Annotated in this window: 16 protein-coding genes and 1 pseudogene; 5 read left to right on the top strand and 12 right to left on the bottom strand. The window is 44.8% G+C overall.

The features are described 5' to 3' along the window. Positions 1–205: 205 nt before the first annotated feature. The 4 genes from AB4482_RS08785 (at position 206) to cydC (ending at position 6,407) form a co-directional block, all read left to right on the top strand. Entirely contained in the window at positions 206–1,252 is a 1,047-nt protein-coding gene (locus tag AB4482_RS08785; RefSeq protein ID WP_372180795.1) for a S1C family serine protease, read from the top strand. A gap of 535 nt (positions 1,253–1,787) precedes the next feature. Next, positions 1,788–2,747, top strand: coding sequence for a thioredoxin-disulfide reductase (gene trxB / locus AB4482_RS08780; RefSeq protein WP_004733400.1), 960 nt, complete (start codon positions 1,788–1,790; stop codon positions 2,745–2,747). Positions 2,748–2,908: 161 nt separating this feature from the next. Further along, positions 2,909–4,693 (top strand): heme ABC transporter permease/ATP-binding protein CydD, encoded by a 1,785-nt coding sequence (gene cydD, locus AB4482_RS08775; protein WP_372180794.1) that lies wholly within the window; start codon positions 2,909–2,911, stop codon positions 4,691–4,693. Next, positions 4,686–6,407, top strand: a complete 1,722-nt coding sequence (cydC, locus tag AB4482_RS08770) for a heme ABC transporter ATP-binding protein/permease CydC (protein WP_372180793.1) — start codon at positions 4,686–4,688, stop codon at positions 6,405–6,407. Before cydD ends, cydC begins: the two co-directional genes overlap by 8 nt. Positions 6,408–6,750: 343 nt before the next feature. On the opposite strand, the gene AB4482_RS08765 is transcribed toward cydC, so the two are convergent. The 9 genes and pseudogenes from AB4482_RS08765 to AB4482_RS08725 all read right to left on the bottom strand — a co-directional run bounded on the left by AB4482_RS08765 (position 6,751) and on the right by AB4482_RS08725 (position 18,735). Beyond that, positions 6,751–8,634, bottom strand: a complete 1,884-nt coding sequence (locus tag AB4482_RS08765) for a methyl-accepting chemotaxis protein (RefSeq protein WP_017070254.1) — start codon at positions 8,632–8,634, stop codon at positions 6,751–6,753. Between the two features lie 322 nt (positions 8,635–8,956). Further along, entirely contained in the window at positions 8,957–10,528 is a 1,572-nt protein-coding gene (locus AB4482_RS08760) for a BCCT family transporter (RefSeq protein ID WP_017060963.1), read from the bottom strand. Between the two features lie 271 nt (positions 10,529–10,799). Next, a pseudogene (locus tag AB4482_RS08755) lies at positions 10,800–12,398 on the bottom strand (BCCT family transporter). Positions 12,399–12,567: 169 nt separating this feature from the next. Then, on the bottom strand, positions 12,568–13,206 hold the full coding sequence (locus AB4482_RS08750) for a response regulator transcription factor (RefSeq protein ID WP_017060961.1): 639 nt from the start codon (positions 13,204–13,206) through the stop codon (positions 12,568–12,570). After that, positions 13,199–14,554: a cache domain-containing protein gene (locus tag AB4482_RS08745; RefSeq protein WP_019821218.1), complete on the bottom strand. Its 1,356-nt coding sequence runs from the start codon at positions 14,552–14,554 to the stop codon at positions 13,199–13,201. Before AB4482_RS08745 ends, AB4482_RS08750 begins: the two co-directional genes overlap by 8 nt. Before the next feature lie 104 nt (positions 14,555–14,658). Further along, positions 14,659–15,942 (bottom strand): TRAP transporter large permease subunit, encoded by a 1,284-nt coding sequence (locus tag AB4482_RS08740; RefSeq protein ID WP_029235146.1) that lies wholly within the window; start codon positions 15,940–15,942, stop codon positions 14,659–14,661. 9 nt (positions 15,943–15,951) lie between these two features. After that, the gene (locus AB4482_RS08735) at positions 15,952–16,497 is read right to left on the bottom strand and encodes a TRAP transporter small permease subunit (RefSeq protein ID WP_017060958.1); all 546 of its coding nucleotides are present in this window, start codon (positions 16,495–16,497) and stop codon (positions 15,952–15,954) included. A 197-nt stretch (positions 16,498–16,694) separates the two neighbouring features. Further along, entirely contained in the window at positions 16,695–17,789 is a 1,095-nt protein-coding gene (locus tag AB4482_RS08730; protein ID WP_017060957.1) for a TRAP transporter substrate-binding protein, read from the bottom strand. 553 nt (positions 17,790–18,342) lie between these two features. After that, positions 18,343–18,735: a hypothetical protein gene (locus tag AB4482_RS08725; RefSeq protein ID WP_017060956.1), complete on the bottom strand. Its 393-nt coding sequence runs from the start codon at positions 18,733–18,735 to the stop codon at positions 18,343–18,345. Between the two features lie 220 nt (positions 18,736–18,955). Here AB4482_RS08725 and AB4482_RS08720 point away from each other — a divergent pair, with 220 nt between their 5' ends. Further along, a complete protein-coding gene (locus AB4482_RS08720; protein WP_372130291.1) occupies positions 18,956–19,756 on the top strand; it encodes a DUF2982 domain-containing protein in 801 nt (266 codons plus the stop codon). 111 nt (positions 19,757–19,867) lie between these two features. Here the strand turns inward: AB4482_RS08720 and AB4482_RS08715 are convergent, their stop codons facing one another. The 3 genes from AB4482_RS08715 to AB4482_RS08705 all read right to left on the bottom strand — a co-directional run bounded on the left by AB4482_RS08715 (position 19,868) and on the right by AB4482_RS08705 (position 23,011). Beyond that, positions 19,868–20,521, bottom strand: coding sequence for an MBL fold metallo-hydrolase (locus tag AB4482_RS08715; protein WP_017060954.1), 654 nt, complete (start codon positions 20,519–20,521; stop codon positions 19,868–19,870). 205 nt (positions 20,522–20,726) lie between these two features. After that, positions 20,727–21,275: a YcbK family protein gene (locus AB4482_RS08710; RefSeq protein ID WP_017060953.1), complete on the bottom strand. Its 549-nt coding sequence runs from the start codon at positions 21,273–21,275 to the stop codon at positions 20,727–20,729. A 197-nt stretch (positions 21,276–21,472) separates the two neighbouring features. Further along, positions 21,473–23,011, bottom strand: coding sequence for a murein L,D-transpeptidase (locus AB4482_RS08705; protein WP_372132303.1), 1,539 nt, complete (start codon positions 23,009–23,011; stop codon positions 21,473–21,475). Between the last annotated feature and the right edge of the window lie 65 nt (positions 23,012–23,076).

Below are 23,076 nucleotides of genomic sequence, written 5' to 3'. Positions count from 1 at the left end.
TATTTGAGTTAACCTAGAGAGCTTGATAATAAAGTGCTTTAAAAATGTAGATTCCGGCACTGATGTGCTAATTCCTACCCGTTGTTTTTCTAATACACTATCTAGCTACTTCGAGCTTTTTCGTAGCATTTTGAAACGAATGATCAATCAAACAACCATGAGGTTAATGGTAGAATTCTGCCCCTTTTTTGTTTTGGAGATGTTCGTGAAAAAGTTACTTTTGTTATGTATGGTGTCTTTGTCTTTAATGGGGTGTGTGTCATCGCAAGTAGCCATTGTGGATAACACTGCTGTAGGTAACAATAACATTCATGTTGTGATTGAAAGTGACGCGGTTGAGGATCGACTTGGTGTTGGTCCGGTTATCTTGAAGTATTTAGAAGATAAACAAATCTCATCAGAACTTGGTCATGGCGGCAAGCATTTTGCGCAATCAGGCACTGGTAGCGGTTTCTTGGTGGCTGAAAACAAATGGCTCACCAATTACCATGTAATAAAGGATTTAGATGACATTACTATCAGTTATGCAGGTAAGAACATTCCGGCTACTGTTATTGCTACTGATGAACATAATGATCTAGCCCTCCTAAAGGCAGACAGCGGTGATTTGAAATCAATAAAATTCGCTACAGCTGAAGTTGGAAATAGTATTTACGTATCGGGTTACCCGCTCTCTTCTATGCTGGGCGATTATGCAAGACTGACAACGGGTAATATAAGCAGTTTGTATGGATTTGATGGTAACACTAGCAACATACAAATTACGGCCCCGATCTCTCCAGGGAACTCAGGAGGACCTGTAACAAATACCGACTTTGAAGCGGTAGGTGTAGTCGTCAGCACGGCAAATACAGTCGCGATGGCTAATAGAATCGGTTCGCTACCTCAAGGCTTAAACTTCGCTGTATCTCCGAACATTGCCACAGGATTTTTGTTGCAAAATGGCGTTGAGACACCACAAGAAACAATAGATAGCGTTCAGGCGCTTCTCAGTAGTACGGCATTAATTTGGAATGGCAATTCAACAAACCAGAAGCGAACTTATATCGCCAAGTTTACTTATAGATATAATTGGGACCTAGGTAACCATCTGTCGTATATGAGATTGCACCTTATTGATAGTAATACCGGTGAAACGGTTTTAAAGTCATCCCTCGAAGCTGATTCAATGGGTGTCCAAGGTCCAGTTTATGACATGATGGACAAGATCACCTCGGAATTAGCGGTAGGTCACAATCAAACCAACATGTAATTTTGATAACCAAGAGTCAATATCAAAGAGTCGTTCTACTTAGTTAGTTCGGCTTTTTGGCCACAAGTTATCACTCGAAATTAAAGCTCTGATCGGTTTGGTTTATGGTTGGCCTTTCTCTACGCCTTGTGTATTTAAAGCACTTTTGTTTAACTGTCCTGAACCAATAGGGCTAGACGCTTCTGTAAGCGACTTTCCAACCCCAAAAGTTGCCCGAACCCTCGAGTTCGAGTGTTTTTTGTACTCTTAATTATAAACTTCAAAGCCTACATACTCTCTGAGCACTATAACATGCTCACTCCTCCACTAGCTTTTGAAGGCCCCTAACTAGCGATAGTGCTGACCTCCCCACCACACGTTAAACCTTGGGAAGTTCTCACTGACTCTTCCAGCCAGGAAAACGTTTGTCTCCATTAAGTTCTAACGTATAACGATTAATTACACTTCAGCCCTTGTTTACACTTTTATTGCCTCCATATTTTCCATACAATCCTAAGCGATTATAAATAAAAACAATTTCAATTTCGGAGTCCTCATGAGCGACGTAAAGCACTGTAATTTATTGATTCTTGGTTCTGGCCCTGCTGGCTATACAGCTGCAGTTTACGCTGCTCGTGCAAACCTAAACCCAGTTCTGGTTACTGGTATGCAGCAAGGTGGTCAGCTTACAACCACAACAGAAGTGGAAAACTGGCCGGGTGATGCTGAAGGTTTAACGGGTCCAGCTCTAATGGATCGCATGAAAGAGCACGCAGAGCGCTTTGAAACAGAGATCCTGTTCGACCACATTAACGAAGTCGACCTATCTAACCGCCCTTTCCGTCTTAAAGGCGATTCAGGCGAGTACACGTGCGATGCATTGATCATCTCTACGGGTGCATCGGCTAAGTACTTAGGTTTAGATTCTGAAGAAGCATTTAAAGGCCGTGGCGTTTCTGCTTGTGCAACGTGTGATGGTTTCTTCTACCGCAACCAGAAAGTGGCGGTAGTTGGTGGTGGTAACACGGCTGTTGAAGAAGCACTTTACCTGTCTAACATCGCATCTGAAGTTCACCTAGTTCACCGCCGTGACACGTTCCGCGCTGAAAAGATCCTAGTGAAACGTTTAATGGACAAAGTAGAGAACGGCAACATTGTTCTTCACACTGATCGCACGCTAGACGAAGTTCTGGGCGACGACATGGGCGTAACGGGCGTTCGTATTAAAGATACTCAGTCTGATAAGACAGAAGATATCGAAGTAATGGGCGCATTCATTGCTATCGGTCACCAACCAAACACTGAAATCTTCAAAGGCCAAGTCGACATGAAAGATGACTACATCATCGTTCAGTCTGGTCTTGAAGGTAACGCAACACAAACCAGCATCCCTGGCGTGTTCGCTGCAGGTGATGTAATGGACCACAACTACCGCCAAGCAATCACTTCTGCTGGTACAGGTTGTATGGCTGCACTGGATGCTGAACGCTTCCTAGATGGCCTTAACGATAAGTAAATCTGAGATTGCAGATTTGATTATCGGTGCTCTCGCCTCAGTAGATGCAGGGCGTCATCACATTTTGTTGTAAATCCCTAAAGCCCAGTGGTATATCCACTGGGCTTTCTTTTGTATACTAGCCGCCCTCAACAAATAATAATTATCATTAAGCCTTCATAATGGATAAGAAAAAACAACGCAGCTTGAACAAGTGGCTTAAGCAACAGAGTAAGTTAGCGAAACGCTGGCTTATGATTGCGATTAGCCTTGGCGTACTTTCAAGCGTGTTTTTAATTGCTCAAGCAGCTCTTCTCGCCTCTATTCTTCACCAGCTGATCATCGAGAATGTCGATAAATCTGAACTGGTTGGTCATTTCGCCGGCTTGGCATTATCGGTCGTTGGCCGTGCTGGCTGTACATGGGGACGTGAGATCGCAGGTTATCGCTGTGGTGAACAGATCCGTGTCTACATCAGGCAACTGATCCTTGATAAGTTACGTGAGTTGGGCCCTGCTTATATCAAAGGCAAACCTGCGGGTACGTGGGCAACCCTGTTGCTAGAACAAGTCGAAGACATGCAAGACTTCTTCTCTCGTTACTTACCTCAGATGTCTTTGTCGGTAATGATTCCATTCATTATTTTGGTTGTGGTGTTCCCAGTTAACTGGGCAGCAGGACTGATCTTCTTGATTACTGCTCCACTGGTGCCGATGTTCATGGCACTTGTTGGTATGAAAGCAGCCGATGCAAACCGTAAAAACTTCAAAGCACTGCAGCGTCTTTCTGGTCACTTTTACGACCGTTTGCAGTCAATGACAACCATCCGTCTATTTGATCGCACCAACGCTGAAACAGAGGTATTGAAAGGTGCATCTGAAGTGTTCAGAACGCGTACCATGGATGTGTTGAAAATCGCTTTCTTGTCTTCTGCTGTACTTGAGTTTTTCACGTCGATCTCTATCGCGATGACAGCGGTTTACTTTGGTTTCACCTACATTGGTGAGCTTAACTTCGGCCACTACGGCGCGGGCATTACGCTATTCGCAGGTTTGTTTATCCTTATCTTGGCGCCAGAGTTTTACCAACCTCTGCGCGACTTAGGTACTTTCTACCACGCGAAGCAACAAGCGGTTGGCGCTGCCGAAAGTATTGTCGAGTTCCTAGAAACAGACATCACTAAGGTTAAATCAGGCGACACTCAGCTCGACCCGGCTCAAGGCATCAATATTGAAGCTCAAGATCTCAAAGTGTTAAGCCCTGAAGGTGTTCAATTGGTTGGTCCTATTTCGTTCGCACTTAACACTCGACAGTCGACTGCGTTAGTTGGCCCAAGTGGTGCGGGTAAAACGAGTTTGATCAACGCTATTCTTGGTTTCATGCCTTATGAAGGAAGCTTGAAAATCAATGGTATTGAATTGCGTGACCTCGACTTAGCCTCTTGGCGTAAAACCATTAGCTGGGTTGGTCAAAACCCATTGCTACTGCACGGTAGCATTCGTGACAACGTCACCCTAGGTAAGCACGATATCGCTGACCAAATTGTCGAGAATGCACTTGAGCAATCATTTGCTAGCGAATTTGTAAACGAGCACGGCTTGGATTACATGATTTCTGATCGCTCTGGCGGCCTTTCTGTTGGTCAATCTCAGCGTTTGGCTCTGGCTCGCGCAATGATTCAAGACGGTCAGTTCTGGTTGCTCGATGAACCCAGTGCCAGCCTAGATACTCGTAGCGAACAGTTGGTAATGAAAGGCATCAATAGCAACATCGAAAGCCGCACTGCCCTACTTGTGACGCACCAACTTGCCCCGCTTCAATCGGTCGATAACATTCTGGTTATGCGCGATGGTGGTCTTGTTGAACAAGGTCATTACTCTCAGCTTTCGACTGCGGGTGGTTTATTCGAAGAGATGCTTAACGCGAACTTAGCTCAACAAGATAATAAGGGTAATTTAGATGCGTGATTTACTGCCTTACCTGAAACTCTATAAAAAGCATTGGTTTGGCCTATCGCTAGGCATGCTATTGGCTTTTGCTACTCTGTCGGCTTCTATCGGCTTGTTAACGCTATCAGGTTGGTTTATTTCAGCTTCCGCGGTTGCTGGCCTGACGATTGCACGTGAAACCTTCAACTACATGCTACCGGGTGGTGGCGTACGTGGTTTGGCAATGAGCCGTACTGCGGGTCGTTGGGGTGAACGTGTTGTGAGCCACAATGCGACATTCAAACTGTTAACTGATTTACGGATCTTCTTCTTCAAGAAGCTGGCTCCGCTGATCCCAGGTCGTATTTCAAACCTTCGTGACGCTGACCTTCTCAACCGTTTGGTTGCTGATGTCGACGCCATGGACCACGTGTACTTGCGCTTAGTAAGCCCTGTGACGGTGGGTATGTTCGGGATCTTCTTCCTAACTCTGTTCTTAATGTGGTTCGATAGCTCACTAGGTTTAATCTTAGGTTCTATCCTTCTTATCATGCTGTTGGTTTGGCCAATCTTGTTCTACAAGCTGGGTAAACGTAACGGTGGTGAACTGACACAGAACAAAGCTGATCTTCGTGTGACTACGTTAGATTGGATTGAAGGCTACAGCGAACTGACTCTGTTTGGTGCTGAAGAGCGTTACCGCAATGCAATTCTAGAAACGCAACGCAAGCTGATGGCGAATCAGTTTGTGAATGCTAACCTAACCGGTATGGCTTCAGCAGCGCTAATGCTGTTCAACGGTTTGACGTTGGTTCTTATGCTTTGGCTTGCGGCTGACGGTGTGGGTGGTAATGCACCAGACCCGTTCATCGCGCTAATGGCATTCGCAACCATGGCAAGCTTCGAGCTATTAATGCCAATTGCAGGTGCGTTCCAGCATTTAGGTCAAACTCTGTCTTCAGCACGTCGCTTGAACGAAGTTATTTTGTCGGAGCCTGAAGTTCAGTTCGCTGAAGAGAAGCTAGACATCAACAAGCCGCTTGATATTACGTTCTCAAACGTGACATTCAACTACCCTGACTCTGAGCGCAGTGTTCTGAACGCTGTTGACCTAACGATCCCTGCCACGCACAAGGTTGCGATTGTGGGTCAAACAGGTTCTGGTAAATCGACTCTGATTCAGCTTCTGACTCGTTACTGGGATCCTAAAAAGGGCTATATCTCAATCGCGGGCATTGAACTGACGCAGTGGAACGAATCACAGCTTCGTGAATCAATCAGTGTGGTAAGCCAACGTGTCGACATTCTAAATGGTACTTTGCGTGACAACTTGTTGATTGCAAGACCAGAAGCGACCGATGATCACTTAGCGAATATCCTAAAAGACGTTGGTCTAGAAAAGCTGCTTGAGAATAACGCACTTGATAGCTGGTTAGGTGACGGTGGTCGTCAACTGTCTGGTGGTGAGAAGCGCCGTATTGGCATCGCACGTGCGATTCTTCATGATGCCCCTATCCTGCTTCTCGATGAGCCAACAGAAGGCTTAGATAAGCAAACAGAACACAGCATCATGACGCTGTTCGAGAAGCACTTTGAAGGCAAGACGGTTATCTTCATCACTCACCGTTTGATTGGTCTAGAGTCGATGGATTCGATTGTTCTGATTGAACAAGGCGAGATTGTTGAACACGGCTCCCATGAGAAGCTGTTAAACGAAGAAGGACGTTACTTCCAACTTCGCCAGGCAATCTAGCTCCTTCATAAGTTATAAAAAAAAACCATTCAAAGCCCGAGTCCATGCTCGGGCTTTTTTGTGTCTGTGATTCTCCTGAACTACACCCTTCTCCAATCAAACTTGGCCAGTCACTTACAATAAGTACTGACCTTGATGCCAATACCCAAACAGCTTAAAAACGACAAGCGAACGACCCTGCGATGGTTAAATTTATGGAGCAGTACTTCCCTACTCGTGCCAACCTTAAAGCGAAATTCCCTGGCTATCCGAATAACTAGTTAGGGATTCATAACTCTAACTAGCACGCACAAAAAAGCCGAATGTGATAATCACATTCGGCTTTTAAATTACGAGTTAGTGCTTAAAGCTTGAAGCGGCTGATTTCGCTTTCTAGCTCGTGAGACAGCTCAGAAAGTTGAGCGGCTTGCTCTGCAGCTTGGTGTGCTTCGTCTGCTAGCTCGTTAGATACGTCACGGATTCCTTCAGTGTTACGAGTAATCTCAGACGTTACTGACGCTTGCTCTTCTGCAGCAGAAGCAATCTGTGTTGCCATGTCACTGATGCGTTCAACAGCAGCATGGATTTGCGTTAGGCTTGCAGCCGCTGAGTTCGCGTCATCAACACTGGTTTCAGCAAGTGTACGGCTATCGTTCATGATGTTAACCGCTTTGCCTGTTGTACCTTGCAGCAACTCAATCGTTTGTTGAATTTCTTGCGTTGAACCGTGTGTACGTTGGCTCAGAACTCGAACTTCATCCGCTACTACTGCGAAACCACGACCTTGCTCACCGGCACGTGCTGCTTCAATAGCGGCGTTAAGTGCAAGTAGGTTCGTTTGTTCTGCAATACCTTGAATGTTAGACAAGATAGCGTTGATGCTGTTGCCGTGCTCTTCAAGCTCGAGAATCACGTTAGTTGCGATTTGAACTTCTTGAGCAAGGTTTTGGATAGAGCTTTGAGTCTGTGTTACTTGACCAGTACCGTGCTCACACGCGCCAACCGCTTCAGATGAGTTCTGTGCAGTGTGGTCTGCGTTACCTGCGATCTCTTGTGTTGCTGCAGCCATTTCGTTAACGGCTGTTGCTACCATGTTGATCTCGTCTTGTTGCATTTGGATACGAGCACTACGTTCTTCAGCTTGAGAAGCCGTTTGACGTGCTTGGTTGCCTAGCGCAGCAGATACTTCGCTTAGCTTGATCACCATGGTGTGCATGTTACCCACAAAGCGGTTGAAGTTTGCTGCAAGCTGACCAATTTCGTCGTCGCTCTTAGGCTCAAGGCGTTGAGTAAGATCGCCCTCACCTGAAGCAATTTCTTCAAGTGCTGCTGAAACGCGGTTTAGGTCGCGGAATAGGAAGCTTACTAACCAAGACACGAGTACGATTACGATGAGCGTAATAACGACAGCAGTGATGATCAGCTGAGTAAGTAGCGTTGAGTGGTTCGCTTCTTCTGTTGCTTTGTCCATCTGAACCGCGAAGATCCAGTTAGTGTTAGGCACCTTCGTGAAGTAAAGCAGCTTGTCTGCGCCGCGCTCTTTGATGATCTCGATGCTACCCGTACGCACTGCGTTTTCGATGATAGGCATAGAGATATCGTTTGAAAGCTGGCTTACCGGCTTCAAGCTTAGTGCTGAATCTGGGTGTGCTAGGAATGTGCCGTCAGAGGCATCAATTAGCATTGCGTAAGCGTTGTCACCAACATCAAGGCTGATTACATCGTTAACCAACTGGTCGATCAGTACGTCTGCACCAACAACACCAACAAGTTGGCCATTGTGGCGAACAGGTTCTGCGATCGTTACTAGAAGTGCTTTGGTGATTGCATCTTGGTAAGCCGTAGTAATGATTTGCTTACCTGCAGCGTTTGCTTCTTGGTACCAAGGACGTTGACGAGGATCGTAATCTGCACGATTACGTTCAGGATGTGAACGGTACATTCCACCTTCTGGAGTACCTAAAAAGATATCGTCAAAGCCACCCGCTACACGAGCTTGTCTAAGGAAAGGAACAACATCATCCTCTCGTGAAAAGTCATTAAATGCTGATGCGATATCAGTACGGATATCAATCCAGTTTTTAATACCTTCAGATGCTGCTTCAGATACGCTTTCAGCTCGTAGGTATACGCCATTACGAGTCTGTTCAAATAATTGGTTTGCTGATAACCAAGTCAACGCTGTAGCCATAACGACAACAGCAGATAGGCTAGCACCTATCAACTTCTGCTTTAGTGTTAGTTTCATGTCAAAGTTTCACGAGTGGTGGGAAATCCCGCGCATACTACCCAATATCAGTATTAAATTCGAGCAATTTTATAATTTAATATCGGAATATAATTTTAAGCAAACCATAAGCTTACCTAATGTCAATTCCTTGGCTTGTCGCCAAATTTAAGGCGGCATTATCTCTACGGTTATTAGTATTTTTATCGCACTTCACATGTTAAAAAGAGACAAGAAAACACGGTAAAGAAGAAACAAAAAAGGCAGAAGAGTTTCCTCTTCTGCCTTCATATTATTTACCACTCTACTGCGTATAAATTGCAGTAGATTTCAGCTTAAAAGCCTAGCGCTTTTCTGTACGCATACCCATTAGCAAGCTCACACACATCAGTAATAGAATGATGGTGAATGGCAATGCTGTAGAGATTGCACCCGCTTGTAGAGCTTGTACTGCTTCAGTACCACCAACCCACAATAGAGCAACAGCAATAGCACCTTCTAGGAACGCCCAGAACACACGTTGAGGCACAGGCGTATCAACTTTACCACCCGCGGTGATGCTGTCGATTACTAGAGAGCCTGAGTCAGACGATGTAATGAAGAATACTAGAACCAATACAACCGCAATGATTGAAAGCAGAGTCCCGAACGGCAGTGCATCAAACATTTGGAACATTGCTAGTGATACATCTGTTAGGCCGTCTTGACCAAGAATACCAACGTTATTCACGATTTGGTCAATCGCCATGCCACCGAATACTGACATCCAAATGATAGTCACTGTAGTCGGTACAATCAGTACTGCTGTGATGAACTCACGAACGGTACGACCTTTAGAAACACGTGCGATAAACATACCTACGAATGGAGACCATGAGATCCACCAAGCCCAGTAGAATACAGTCCAACCGTGCATCCACGTTTCATCTTCACGACCGTGAGGGTTACTCAACGGAATGATGTTTTCAATGTATGCCATCAATGTCGTTGGGATAGAACCTAAAGTCACCGCGTAGCCGATTAGAGCCACTAAGATAAGCAGTAGGAAAGCCACCAACATGTTGATGTTACTGATAACTTTAACGCCACCATCAATACCACGAAGTACTGATACTACCGCCAATAAAGTCACCGCTGTAATCACAATAACTTGCAGACCTAAGCCCGCTTCAATGCCGAATACATGCTGAATACCACTTGCCGCTTGTTGTGCACCAAGACCTAACGATGTCGCCAGACCAAATAGCGTTGCAAGTACAGCAAGAATATCAACAATGTGACCTGCCCAGCCCCAAGCTCTATCACCTAAAATTGGGTAAAAGATAGAACGGATAGAAAGAGGCAATCCCTTGTTGTAAGAGAAAAACGCAAGTGACAGTGCTACTACGCCATAAATCGCCCAAGGGTGTAGACCCCAGTGATACATGGTTGCGCCCAATGCCAGTTTTGCAGCTTCTGGTGTGTTTGGTTCAACACCTAACGGAGTTTCAAACCAACCCGTGAAGTAAGCCGCTGGCTCTGCCACACTCCAGAACATCAAGCCGATACCCATACCTGCGGCAAACAGCATCGATAGCCAAGAGAAGAATGAGTAATCTGCCGTCGCATCAACACCACCAAGGCGGATTTTGCCGTACGGAGAAACAATCAAACCTAAGCAGAAAATTACGAAAATATTACCCGACCAGATGAAAAGCCAATCAAACGAATTGATAATCTGGCCTTTAACGCCATCTAGCGCAGCCTTTGCTGAAGCGGTATCTGTAATAAGAACACCGATCAGGAACAAAGCGATAAGTCCCGCACTAATACCAAATACTGGGTTATGAACATCAAAACCCCATTTTTGGACGTTATCTTGACCGACAGTGTAATCCGTACTGTCGATACTGTATTTATCTATACCTTTAGTCATCATCCCTCTCTACGGAATTCTATTAGGGTCTATTGACCTCGTATTCCTTACTTACCTGCGACTTAATTACAAACTCGAACCTACGATCCAAGTAGTACAAGCTGTTGTCACAATAATTCAAATACTTGGATGTCTGAAGTTTAGCAGGTTAACTTGTTGTTTTCAGTAAACTAGAATCGGTTCGATGGAATTTCAAACAATATTCACGTAATTACTCAAGTATATGACGAAAAAAAGGTCGACCCTGTCGACCTTTTTATCAAAAATACTTTTAACTCAAAGCATTTTGGTGCTTAACCAATTGATTTTCAGTTCGTAAACCTAGCAATAAGCTTAGGCACATAAGCAATAATATGAAGGCAAATGGTAGCGCCATCGATACCGTTCCAGCTTGCAGTGCTTGAATAGATTCCGTACCACCAACCCATAGTAGAACCGCTGCAATCGCGCCGCCCATCAACGCCCAAAATACACGTTGTGGAACCGGTGCATCCACTTTACCGCCAGAGGTAATGCTATCGATAACCAATGAGCCTGAATCAGAAGAGGTGATAAAGAACACCATAATCAAACCAATCGATACCACTGAAAGCACAGAGCTCATTGGCAGAGCATCGTAAGTATGGAAAAGAGAAAGTGTAATATCTTGCAGACCATTCACACTAATCTCGCCCACCTTGTTCGCCACTTGATCAATCGCGATGCCACCGAAAATAGCCATCCAGATGATGATTACTGTCGTTGGGATGAACAATACAGCAACGATGAATTCACGAATCGTTCGACCTTTAGAGATACGAGCGATGAACATGCCTACGAATGGTGACCAAGACATCCACCACGCCCAGTAGAATACCGTCCAACCTTGCATCCACGTTTCGTCATCACGACCGTGAGGATTGCTTAAGGGAATGAAGTTTTCAATGTAGCCCATTAGCGCGGTTGGGATTGCTTTAATACCCGCCATGCCACCTGCAATCGTAACAAAGATCAGCAAGCCTAAAGCCACCAGCATATTCACGTTACTTAGCACTTATACGCCGCCGTTGATGCCACGAACCACGGACATTGTCGCTAAGAAAGTAACCACAGCGATAACAATCAGCTGCATGCCAATACCGCCATCGGTACCAAATACATGGTTAATACCACTGGTCGCTTGTTGAGCACCTAAGCCCAATGAAGTTGCAAGGCCAAATAGCGTTGCAAGCACAGCGACGATATCAACAATATGACCAAACCAACCCCAAGTTCTATCACCCAAGATAGGGTAGAAAATAGAGCGGATTGATAGAGGTAAACCTTTATTGAAGGTGAAGAAGGCAAGCGCTAGAGCAACAACCGCGTAAATCGCCCAACCGTGCAGACCCCAGTTGTAGATGGTTGCACCAAGAGCCAACTTCGCCGCTTCAGGAGAGTAAGCTTCAACACCTAGTGGTGTTTCACACCAGCCAGTGAAATAAGCTACTGGCTCAGCAACACCCCAGAACATTAAGCCAATACCCATTCCTGCGGCGAATAACATCGACATCCAAGATAGGTTTGAGTGCTCTGCTTTGGCATCATTGCCACCAATACGTATCTTGCCATACGGGGAGACAATGAGGGCAAAACAGAAAATTACGAAGATGTTTGCTGCCCACATGAAGAAACCATCGAAGTTACCAATGACTTTCCATTTGATTCCATCAAGCGCCGCTTTTGCGGTTTCAGGGTCTGCGACTAGAAGTGCCAACAGGAAGATAATGATCGCCCCTGCACTGATTCCAAATACTGGGTTATGAACATCAAAACCCCATTTCTGAACGTTATCTTGTCCTACTGTATAATCGGTATTTTCAATACTATACCTATCTTTTACAGGCTCCATGCTTCCTCTCTAATTTGCAGCGCACAGTTTGCAACATTGCATTCGGCGCTTAAATTTCGAAAAGAAGAATATCAACCTGTCGCAAAAATACTAAAAAAACCTCCATAAAGGAGGCGTAAATTACACATTTAGTAATTAAATTACACATTTAACGTTATTTAGCGTAAGATCAGTCCACAAGCCCGGAGCTGACCGCATATTTAGCAAGCTCTGCCGTAGAGTGAATATCGAGCTTATGCTTAATATTTTGCCTATGGGTTTCTACCGTTCGATAGCTGATATTCAGCGCCTTTGCGACCTCTTTACTGCTCTCCCCTTTTGCGACTAATTTCAGCACAGCCTCTTCACGTCTACTCAATGGATTCTTGACCGATGGCGTCGGAGTAATCGGCTGAGTAAACAAATTCTGCGTGACTTTTTCACAGAAATAGGTCGAGCCTTGATTGACCGTTTTGATTGCCTGCACCATTTTTTCAGCCGAAATCTCTTTCAACATGTAGCCGACAGCCCCCGACTGCATCACCTTCATGATGTATTCACGGTTGTTATGCATGGTCAGCATCAGGACCTTGGCTTCTGGGTCTTCTTCTTTAATCAGATGGGTGGCATCAATGCCATTCATGATAGGCATGCTGATATCCATCAACACCACATCAGGGCGCAGAGACTTAACGACCTCTACCGCTTCTAGTCCATTGCTGGCGGTACCTATCACGCTAATATCTGGCTCGAGTTCCAATCTCGCCATAAAGCCATCCAGTACCACTTGGTGATCGTCAGCAATCACAACTCGAATAACTTCACTCATTCATTAATCCCTCTAGTGTCAGTAACACTGTAATTTCCGTTCCGAGGCCAATCTCACTCATCAATTCAAAGTCACCACCGATGAACTCCACTCGCTCTCTCATGTTACGCAGCCCGATCCCTCGTTTTTCCATCGCTTTATAGGTGTTGAAACCGACACCGTTATCTTGAATCAGTAGTTGCAACACATTACCAATTTGCTGAGCGATAACCGTTACTTTGGTCGCTTGCGCGTGTTTCTCGATATTATTCAGCGACTCTTGCACCACTCGATACAAGGTTGTCGCAGCCTCAGATTTCAACTTACCCTGTTGAGTGCTAAACAAGGTTTCTACTTCAATACCCGAATGCGCCTGAAAATCTAACAACAATGAAGACAATGCCGCCTCTAAACCAATATCATCCAACGAACTTGGACGAAGTTGATGCGAGATGTGCCTCACTTCTTCGATTGCTCGCATCAGTGAATGCTGCGACTTATTCAAATGTGCTTTAAGGTCTTCATTTTGTAGCTTATTACCGAGCAGTTCCAAATGGCAACGACTCGACACTAATAATTGGTTAATACCATCATGCAACTCACGCGCTAGATGCTTCTTCTCGTCTTCTTGGAACATCACCGTCTTATGCGCCAGCTCCTTTAAGTTGTTATCAGCAATCCGATGTTCATGCATGTTAATAGCCAAGGTCAGCACGATGATGACCGCGACCGTTACGCTCAAAATCACCACAATCGAAAAGAACGTGGTTTCAATATTCTTATTTATCGCAGCCTGCATCGAAGCCACTTCTTGGTGTACGTCTTCAATATACAAGCCGGTGCCAATCATCCAGTCCCAACGCTCTAACCAAGCGGCGTAGCTCAGCTTAGACACCACCTCACCCGTCGACGGTTTTTGCCACAAATACTGGTGAAACCCGCCTCCGGTTTGCGCTTCTCTTAACAGAGCCTCTATCAGAAAATCGCCATCTTCATCTTGCAGTTGGAGTAGGTTTTGGCCTATCAATTCTGGCTGAATTGGATGAACCAAGTTGGTCCCGTGGCGATCGTATGCGAAGAAGTACCCATCAGAGCCATATCTAAGTTTAGACAATATGGTTCGAACTTTTTTTTTGGCTTGGGCTTCTTGGATATTTGGATCGTTATAGACGTGTTCTATGGCGTCGAACGCGAGATCAACCGTGTCTTTGAGGGCGTTTTCACGCGACTTGATTAGGCTGTCTCTAAAGATCTCGACTTCTTTAGCGCCTAACGTCTTAGTCTGGTGCAGCGAGATCCAACTAATACTCGCCGTTACCAGCAGCAACGGGAGCAACGTCAGCAAAATCAGCTTGGCTTTTAGAGGCATTCCTTTCCCTCACAAAAAACGGCTTACTGAACATCAATAAGCCGTTTTACTTTAGCAATTTATAGATAGCCGTCGAAACATATCATTCACATTCTTGGCTTCACTCACATTCCATAGAAAGATGGGAAAGCGAGAAGTGATCCAAGTACGAGGATTTGAATCAGAATGAACGGCATCACACCTCGGTAGATGTCCTTAGTCGTCACGCCTTTCGGTGCTACGCCTTTTAAATAGAACAAACTAAAACCAAATGGCGGCGTTAAGAAGGAAGTTTGTAGGTTCATCGCAATAAGGATAGCGAACCATGTCATGTTGATGCCCATCAGTTCAGCAACTGGCGCAATGATCGGCACGATGATGAAACAGATCTCTACGAAGTCGATGAAGAAACCCAGAATCAGAATCACCAGCATGGTAATGATCAGGAAGCCCCATTTTTCACCTGGCAGTTGTAGCATCCACTCTTCAACCAGATAGTCGCCACCAGTGTAGGTAAACGCCATTGAGAATGCCGTTGCACCCAACAAGATAGCAAATACCATCGCCGTTACTTTCACCGTCTCTTTCGACGCCTCGTACACCATCGACCAACTAAATTGACCGTAAAGCAGTGCAAGTATCATCGCACCCGCGCCACCTAATGCGGCTGACTCTGTTGGCGTAGCAACACCTGCGAAGATAGAGCCCAGTACAACAATGATTAACGCTAGAGGCGGAAGAATCGCTTTCAGTGCATTAAACACTTCCTGCTTACGGCTGATGGAGTCATCACGTTCAATAGGTTGAGCCGCTTCAGGGTGTAGCTTTGCGTATATCAAGATATAAACGATGTACGCGCCGACCAGCATCACGCCTGGCCAAATCGCCGCTTGGAACAAGTCGCCTACAGGAACACCTAGAACATCACCCAATAGAATCAATACGATGGAGGGTGGAATGATCTGCCCTAGCGTACCAGACGCACAAATAGTGCCGCAGGCTAAGCCTTTGTCGTAATTGTACTTGAGCATTACAGGTAGGGAGATAAGTCCCATAGCAACAACAGAAGCACCAACCACGCCAGTAGAAGCCGCAAGTAGTGAACCTACTAATACGGTTGAAATCGCGATACCACCACGAACGCCGCCAAACAGTCGCCCCATAGACTCAAGCAACTGCTCAGCAAGCTTGGTCTTTTGTAGAACGAGCCCCATAAAAACAAACAATGGAACGGCCATCAGAACCGTGTTTTCCATAATGGATTGAATTCGATATGGCATGAAGGCAAACATTTCAATGCCCTCAGCCCAAACACCAAAGATTAACGCGATACCACCAAAGGTAAACGCCACTGGGAAGCCAAGTAAAAGCGCAAACAAGGCTACGAAAAACATTACTATTCCAATCATGTTCAGCCTCTACTTGTTTTTTGTATGAATATTGTTTGCATGGATAAGATGCGGATTAAAAATCTTATTCAGTGAATGCAGGATCAAACCTACGCCACTAAGTGCCATCAAAAAGAATGACAGCGGGATCATAGCTTTGATGATCCAGCGATACGGCAGGCCACCGGGATCGCCTGAGGTTTCACCCAGTTCATAACTCTCTTTGGCAACATCGATACCAAACCAAGCCACCAGCAGGCAAAACGGAAGTAGAAAGATAAGCGTGCCAAGCAGGTCAATAATCGCTTGTGCTTTAAAGCTCAGTTGCTCATAGAACACGTCAACTCGAACATGGCCACCAGCCTTGATGGCATAAGGAACACCGAGTAGGAAAACGGCGGAGAAAAGGTGCCATTCCATCTCTTGGAAGGCGATAGAGACATCGTTGAAGGCATATCTCATGACAACGTCATACACGACGTTGGCGATAAGTAAAATAAACAACATACTGGAAAGCCATCCCAGTGCGTCACCGATACGATTAAACAGGCGTTCAATATAAATTAGACTTCGCATTCCCGACTCCATGGAATTTGAAAAGACATCGCGCAGCTGAGGTAACGAGCTGTAGGACGTAGAAAAGGTTCTTGAGCGTAATACAGGATTTATCCTGCTTAGTTATTATGTTTTAAATGAACCCTCGGCTTATTCACTCTTAAATACTCAATAAGAAAAGCTTCGGGTTCATTTAGATTCAGTTCAACAACTGTCGATTATTTCGCTTGGCTATTTAGATAAGCTCTATGTGAAATATCCGTCCATGAACGTACTTGCTCTAGGTAGCTTGCTTGTGAAGCTTGAATCTCTTTTGCTAGCTCATCTTTCTCAGCATGTGCAGCCAGTAGGCGATCGTTCGCTTCTTTCAGAGCAGACATAACCTCTGGTGGGAAATCTTTCACTTGTACATCTGGGTATTCTGTCTTCATTGAAACCCAGTTCTTACCACTTTCGTGCGTTGCTTGTGTGTACATGTCGTAAGCCGCAGTACGCATTGCAACACGTAAGATTTCTTGTAGGTCTTCAGGCAGCTTGTTCCATGTACGCTTGTTCACTAGGAATTGAAGCTCTGAACCCGGCTCGTGCCAACCTGTGTAGTAGTAAGGCGCGATTTTGTGGAAGCCCATTCGTAAATCCAGCGATGGACCTACCCACTCTAGTGCATCAATCGTGCGACGCTCTAGAGACGTGTAAAGTTCACCTGGGGCAATGTTCGTCGGTTTAGCACCTAGCTCAGCAAGAATCTCGCCTGCAAAGCCCGGGATTCGCATTTTCAGACCTTGTAGATCTTCAACGCTGTTGATCTCTTTTTGAAACCAACCCCCCATCTGGATATCCGTGTTACCACCAGGGAAAGACATCAAGTTATGTGGAGAGTAAACCTGCTCCATTAACTCCATACCACCACCGTGATAGAACCACGCGTATTGTTCTGCAGGCGTCATACCGAAAGGCATAGAAGTGAAGTAAAGAGTGTTTGGAACTTTACCTTTCCAGTAGTAAGAGCCTGAGTGACCCATGTCGTATTGACCAGACTTAACCATGTCAAAAACGCCAAGAGGTGCTTTGTGTTTGTTTGCTGAATCGATTCTGATTTGCAGTCGACCATTCGACATCTTCTCAGCCATCGCCGCCATGTTTTTGGTTGCATCACCGAAAACTGGGAAGTTTGGTCCCCAAGTTTCCGCAAGTTTTAAACGGTAAACCTTATCAGCGGCTGTAGCACCAGTAGCGACCAAAGCTAAACAAGCCGCAGCAGTTACTGCAACGTTTTTAAAAACTCGTGTGAGGGAGTTAGAAATGAGACTCATGTTCACGTCCTTTGTTGGGTTAACACTCTTTCTATGAGCATTTTTTATGATTCAACATAAGAGTGCACCGTGATGAGGCAACAAGATATCAGGGAGAGCACGCACGCATGGCGTTAACAAAGTTACGTATTAGACCAAAGGATTAAGTAGAACTACGTAGGAGATGATTGAATAGTGTCGATTTCAAAGGAGTTTGGATATTCACCAAGGCAATGCGTATTGATAAATACCTAAGTATTAATAATTAAATACTCTTAACAATTGATTGCCATTTCGTGATGAAGCTCTATTCATTGCTGTATTTTAGGGGAAAAAATCAAGGCTTTGCTCTCTTGATCTACCTAGCTAACGCCCTAATTTAGTGCTTGCTGATTCGAAGCTCTGACACGAGACAACACTAATCAGTTAAGCCGTATATCGAATTGGAATTGAGATTATAGAGCCTAGGTTTAGGCTTGGATTTGGGCTCGGACTTGGCATAATGTGCCAGATACAAAAAAGCCTCGAAAATCGAGGCTTAAAAACTTAACGAAGCGAATGTAATCCCACAGGATTAGATAGCTTTGTAGATAACCTTGTTACCTGCTAGCTGCTCTTTCGCTACTAGGTTTTCTTCAAGAAGTTTTTTCAATGCGCCTGTTGCCCATGAAGCTGCTTTCGCGTCTTCTTGACCAGCTTCTAGGCCGATACCTTTAGGGTTAATGCCTTCAGCATTGCTAACAACGATGTCTAGAACTTGTTGTTGCTTAGGAGTCAGTGCTACTGCAACTTCTTTAGTTGCTGCTACTGCTTTCTCTACCGCTGGTTTTGCTGCTACAGTTTTTTCTGCTACAACTTTCTCTGCGACAGGCTTCGCTTTTTTCGGCGTTGCCACTGCTTTAACTACAGCCGCTTTAGTGCGTTTCTGCAGTTTAGCCTGCACCTTACGCTTATGAGCAAGTCTCATTGAATATTTCTCCAGTTCACTGCTCTTTTCGCAGTGGTGAAAATTTGAAGCGCGATTTATACCAAAAAACAGGAGCTATTTGTAGAGTGAAGCGTCGAAAGTCGACGAAAAATACCGATATTGTCTACTAGCGTCTATTATTTAAACATCGACTTATCAATTCAAGGTCATATACACTGGTTATCCATCCAGACAAAAATATGAAAACTTGGTGTTGCCTATGGACACTCGTCACCTTAGTAATTTCTCTTTGCCTTCATTCACTCGCTCGTACCGTATCCTCGCCGTTATTTTAGGCTTCATTTGCTTGATCGTTGCGCTCTACAGTGACAATCCAAAGTTACTGATCGTGGGTGCTTTTTGCAGTATTGCGCTTCTGGGAACTGGCTACTATTTGATGCTGCGCAGCCGAGTGATGTTCACACTTACCCCGACTCATTTTCAGCAGCACTTTTACAAAGGGGGTTGGGTTTTAAAATGGAGTAACATCCAAAAAATTGGTCTTTGCACTTATGAACAAGATGGTTGGCATCAACCTCTGCCCTGGGTCGGAATTAAAGTAAAAGATTACTCGCCCTACCTCGATTCGATTTGCCCTAAAATAACTTGTGAATTATTGCTCAGCCAACGAGCACTTTTGTACTTAGGAGCGAAGCAAGCAGGCAAAGAGTCCAACTTTGAGGATATGGTTCTCGACTCATCGCATTACTACGCGCGTTGTACTGAAAGTGGCTGTATCGAACTAAGCCAATATAAAGAGTCACAGAATACCGACGACGTTAATTTCAACGATAACCAATCACAAGACAACCTTGATTCACCGAATGAAACAAACAATCAAAACGCGGTGATTAAAGACTATTCTGGCTTACAGGCGATGCTTGCCAACAGAATGAAGTATCAAAGGGGTTTCCACGGTTATGACATTTTCATATCAACCCATGATTTGAATATGAGTGGAGAAGAGTTTGTGGGGCTGGCTCGACGCTACTTGGCTGCCGCTGAACGTCTTTCTGATTAAGGTTTACCAGTAAGTTCACACACAATAAAAAAGCTTAGCTTTCAGGACAAAAGCTAAGCTTCATTTTCAATCAATCGACACAAATAATCGGTTGTAAAATCAAAGATTTAATTAGTACAGAGGCATTTCATCTGCGACGAACGGGTTTGATGCACGCTCGCGACCGAATGTCGATTCAGGACCATGGCCCGGAACGAATGTTACGTCACTGCCTAGTGGCCAAAGCTTAGTCTTGATTGAAGCGATAAGCGTATTGAAGTCACCTTGTGGGAAGTCAGTACGGCCAATTGCGCCGTTAAACAACACATCACCCACAAACGCTAAACGAGCTTGCTCACTGAACAGTACAACGTGACCTGGCGTGTGGCCCGGCGTGTGAATCACATCAATCACTTGATTACCAAAAGTGACTTTGTCGCCCTCTTCTAACCAAGTGTTTGGTTCAAAAGCTTTACACAGTGGGAAACCAAACATCTGACTTTGATTCTCTAGACCTTGTAGCCAGAAGTTGTCTGCCTTATGCGGGCCCACAATTTCAACCTTCAAGATCTCAGCAAGTGGTACCGTACCGCCAACATGATCTAAGTGACCGTGCGTCAGTACCAAGTTCACAACCTTAACACCGAGTTCTTCAATGATAGCCGCGAGTTGTTGAACATCACCGCCCGGATCGACAACGATGCCTTCCATGGTTTCATCACACCACACAATCGAGCAGTTCTGAGAAAAAGAGGTAACAGGTACAACTTGATACTTAAGAGACATATACAAACCTTAAAGAGCGAATCTGGTGAACAACTCGAATATCGCTATGTTATTGGCAACAAACCCAACAATAACAAACTAAACAGCAACAAACTGAGCAGCAATAAACCGAATTATTAGAACAAACTGAAATTTGGGCAAACTATGACATTGGATGTCTACTTTGACAAGTGCCTACCGTATCACTCAATAACTCAGCTTAGCTCTACCAGCTGCGAACTGGACCAGTATCAATGTGGATGAAGTTACTACGAGCGTAATAACCAACACCACCTGCTTGCAGACTTTTAGCTACGTCTCTCAGTTCCTTTAAATCAACACCATCGATACGAAAATCGATCGCTTTACCAAGCATGTGATAGCTCTTTTTAGCGACACCACTCGACTTAGAGCGCAACGCTTCGTTGGTTGCTGGAGAGCGGTAGCCAGAGATGATTTGAACTTCTTTTTGAATACCCAGTACATTTTGAATCTGAGTGATCTGATCAAACAGGTTCTTATCCATTGGATGAATCTCATTGCGGCGGAAGTCACGGCACAGTTTGCTAAGGCGTGCCATCTCGTCACCAACATAGTTAGTGCCATCGAAATAACAAGTCTCTAATCGTTCACCAGTGTGAAGATTGTTCATGCTAATCGTTCTTGGTTGATCCGGGTATGAAGCGAAAGCGATAGAAGGAGTAAGAGAGGCGACTACAGCAGTACCACCAGCGTAAGTCAGAAACTGACGGCGTGAAAATAAACTTTGAGACATACAGCAAAAAACCAATTAGATCGAACGAAAAATGCACGATACATAATGGAATTTGCTGCGTCAACGTACAAAAACCGTGCAAAACGTTAGTATTTGTAACCTTTGCACGGTTAGTTATTGATACTCATTATAATTTTATCAATAGAAGCTTGGTTGTCATTTTTCAGTCAAGATCACCTTTCTTGACCATATTTCAATCAACCGCCCTCTTTATCATATTGGTAGATATCACCGCGGTATTGTATGCCTCCTTCTTCAAACAACACGGTTTGATAAATGATATGCACTGGAATTCGCTTCTTGAGACGAACCTTAGTATTGGGCGCAAGTTCATCATCCTGATTCGGCACTTTCTTTACCTTAGTCGCAAATAACAACTCCGCGAGTTCCTCGGCATGCTCAACACGAATACAACCAGAGCTATAGGCGCGGAAGTCATCGTTAAACAAGCTTTTACTTGGGGTGTCATGGAGATAGATGGCTCGCTTGTTGGGCGTATTGAACTTATACAAACCCAATGCGTTACTAGAGCCTGCTTGCTGGCGCATTCGATAAGGAAAAGAGCTAAAGTTAATCGTTTGCCAATCTATCTCGGTAGTATCGACAGTTTCCATCGAACGCCAACCATCGATCACTTGAAAATTGTGTGTTTCAAGATAACTCTCGTCGGCTTTTACTTTAGGCAAGATATCTTTAACCATGATTTTCCATGGCACGTTCCAAGTCGGATTTAAGATAACCGAATCAAGCTTTATCTCTAAGAGTGGTGTTTTTCTCGATTTTCTCCCAACCACAACTTTAGATTCAAAAACCTCTTCCCCATCTTCCCAATACTTCATATCAAAACTAGGTACATTCACCACAATCAGTGAGTCTCTATTTCTTGGCCATAAGCGGGCACGCTCGGCGTTCAATGCTAGGGAAGTAAGTCGATCATCAAAGCCCATATTGATCCATTTGATCGTGTCTGGCCCGATGATCCCATCATCCGTAAGACCGTGCATGCGTTGGAAAGATTTAATCGCCTTTTGCAGATCTCGATCGAACTTGGGAAAATCGACCGCGATCATCGAGGTATCAACACCAACCAAAGCAATGCGCTCAACAAGAACCGTCTTGTCTGAAAGCTCGTCACCCAAGCGCTTCAAACCTTTCTGTCTATATCGTTCAATATTGAGTTCAGAGGCGGTTTCTAACACCGAATAGGTTGCTTTGAATTGGTCAAAATCCCCAACAGGCGGCGCGTAAGACAACACCATCTCCAATAAGTAATCATTGGCAACGCTGCTTTTTAAGCTCATCAGAATATGCGGAGAAGGCGCAGGTAATTTGGAATGCAACTTGCCCGAGAAGTACCAATCTTTACCGGCAAGCGGCGCATTTTCAACGTAGCTCAGGTAGTAGATAAAAGTATCGGTGAGTAATATGTCCAACTCTTGCCATTGAGCATGGGATTGATAGTGACGAATTTGCTTGAGTTGTCGATCGAAGAGTGGTGCCATTTGAGCTTGTTCGAGAAGCGACAATTGAAATTCAAACGCCTTAACAAGTTCAGGTGAATCCCAAAGAATAGGCAGAGACGAGTCTTGATAAATACTCTGGGTAAGCTCTGGATAAATCAGCATAAAAGAGAGCTCCGAATCAGCCGGAATAAATCGGCTCTCGTCAGAACTCGTATAGCTCCATGCGTGCACAGAAACTAGAACTAATAATCCACAGAAGTATTTTGCGAACATGCTTAACTCCATCACCAACCATCTCATAAGTATGGCAAAGAAATCGGAGTAAGCATGTTATTTTT

Source organism: Vibrio sp. 10N.222.55.C7 (assembly GCF_041473335.1).
Lineage (GTDB): Bacteria > Pseudomonadota > Gammaproteobacteria > Enterobacterales > Vibrionaceae > Vibrio > Vibrio crassostreae_C.
This window is presented reverse-complemented; position numbering and strand designations above follow the sequence as displayed.

Bases quoted from the DNA above. Each gene is read 5' to 3' on its own strand.
- AB4482_RS08745 (WP_019821218.1), bottom strand. From the start codon at position 14,554: ATGCCTCTAAAAGCCAAGCTGATTTTGCTGACGTTGCTCCCGTTGCTG.
- cydD (WP_372180794.1), top strand. From the start codon at position 2,909: ATGGATAAGAAAAAACAACGCAGCTTGAACAAGTGGCTTAAGCAACAG.
- AB4482_RS08725 (WP_017060956.1), bottom strand. From the start codon at position 18,735: ATGAGACTTGCTCATAAGCGTAAGGTGCAGGCTAAACTGCAGAAACGC.
- AB4482_RS08730 (WP_017060957.1), bottom strand. From the start codon at position 17,789: ATGAGTCTCATTTCTAACTCCCTCACACGAGTTTTTAAAAACGTTGCA.
- AB4482_RS08750 (WP_017060961.1), bottom strand. From the start codon at position 13,206: ATGAGTGAAGTTATTCGAGTTGTGATTGCTGACGATCACCAAGTGGTA.
- AB4482_RS08760 (WP_017060963.1), bottom strand. From the start codon at position 10,528: ATGACTAAAGGTATAGATAAATACAGTATCGACAGTACGGATTACACT.
- AB4482_RS08720 (WP_372130291.1), top strand. From the start codon at position 18,956: ATGGACACTCGTCACCTTAGTAATTTCTCTTTGCCTTCATTCACTCGC.
- trxB (WP_004733400.1), top strand. From the start codon at position 1,788: ATGAGCGACGTAAAGCACTGTAATTTATTGATTCTTGGTTCTGGCCCT.
- AB4482_RS08765 (WP_017070254.1), bottom strand. From the start codon at position 8,634: ATGAAACTAACACTAAAGCAGAAGTTGATAGGTGCTAGCCTATCTGCT.
- AB4482_RS08710 (WP_017060953.1), bottom strand. From the start codon at position 21,275: ATGTCTCAAAGTTTATTTTCACGCCGTCAGTTTCTGACTTACGCTGGT.
- AB4482_RS08735 (WP_017060958.1), bottom strand. From the start codon at position 16,497: ATGCGAAGTCTAATTTATATTGAACGCCTGTTTAATCGTATCGGTGAC.
- cydC (WP_372180793.1), top strand. From the start codon at position 4,686: ATGCGTGATTTACTGCCTTACCTGAAACTCTATAAAAAGCATTGGTTT.
- AB4482_RS08705 (WP_372132303.1), bottom strand. From the start codon at position 23,011: ATGTTCGCAAAATACTTCTGTGGATTATTAGTTCTAGTTTCTGTGCAC.
- AB4482_RS08740 (WP_029235146.1), bottom strand. From the start codon at position 15,942: ATGATTGGAATAGTAATGTTTTTCGTAGCCTTGTTTGCGCTTTTACTT.
- AB4482_RS08715 (WP_017060954.1), bottom strand. From the start codon at position 20,521: ATGTCTCTTAAGTATCAAGTTGTACCTGTTACCTCTTTTTCTCAGAAC.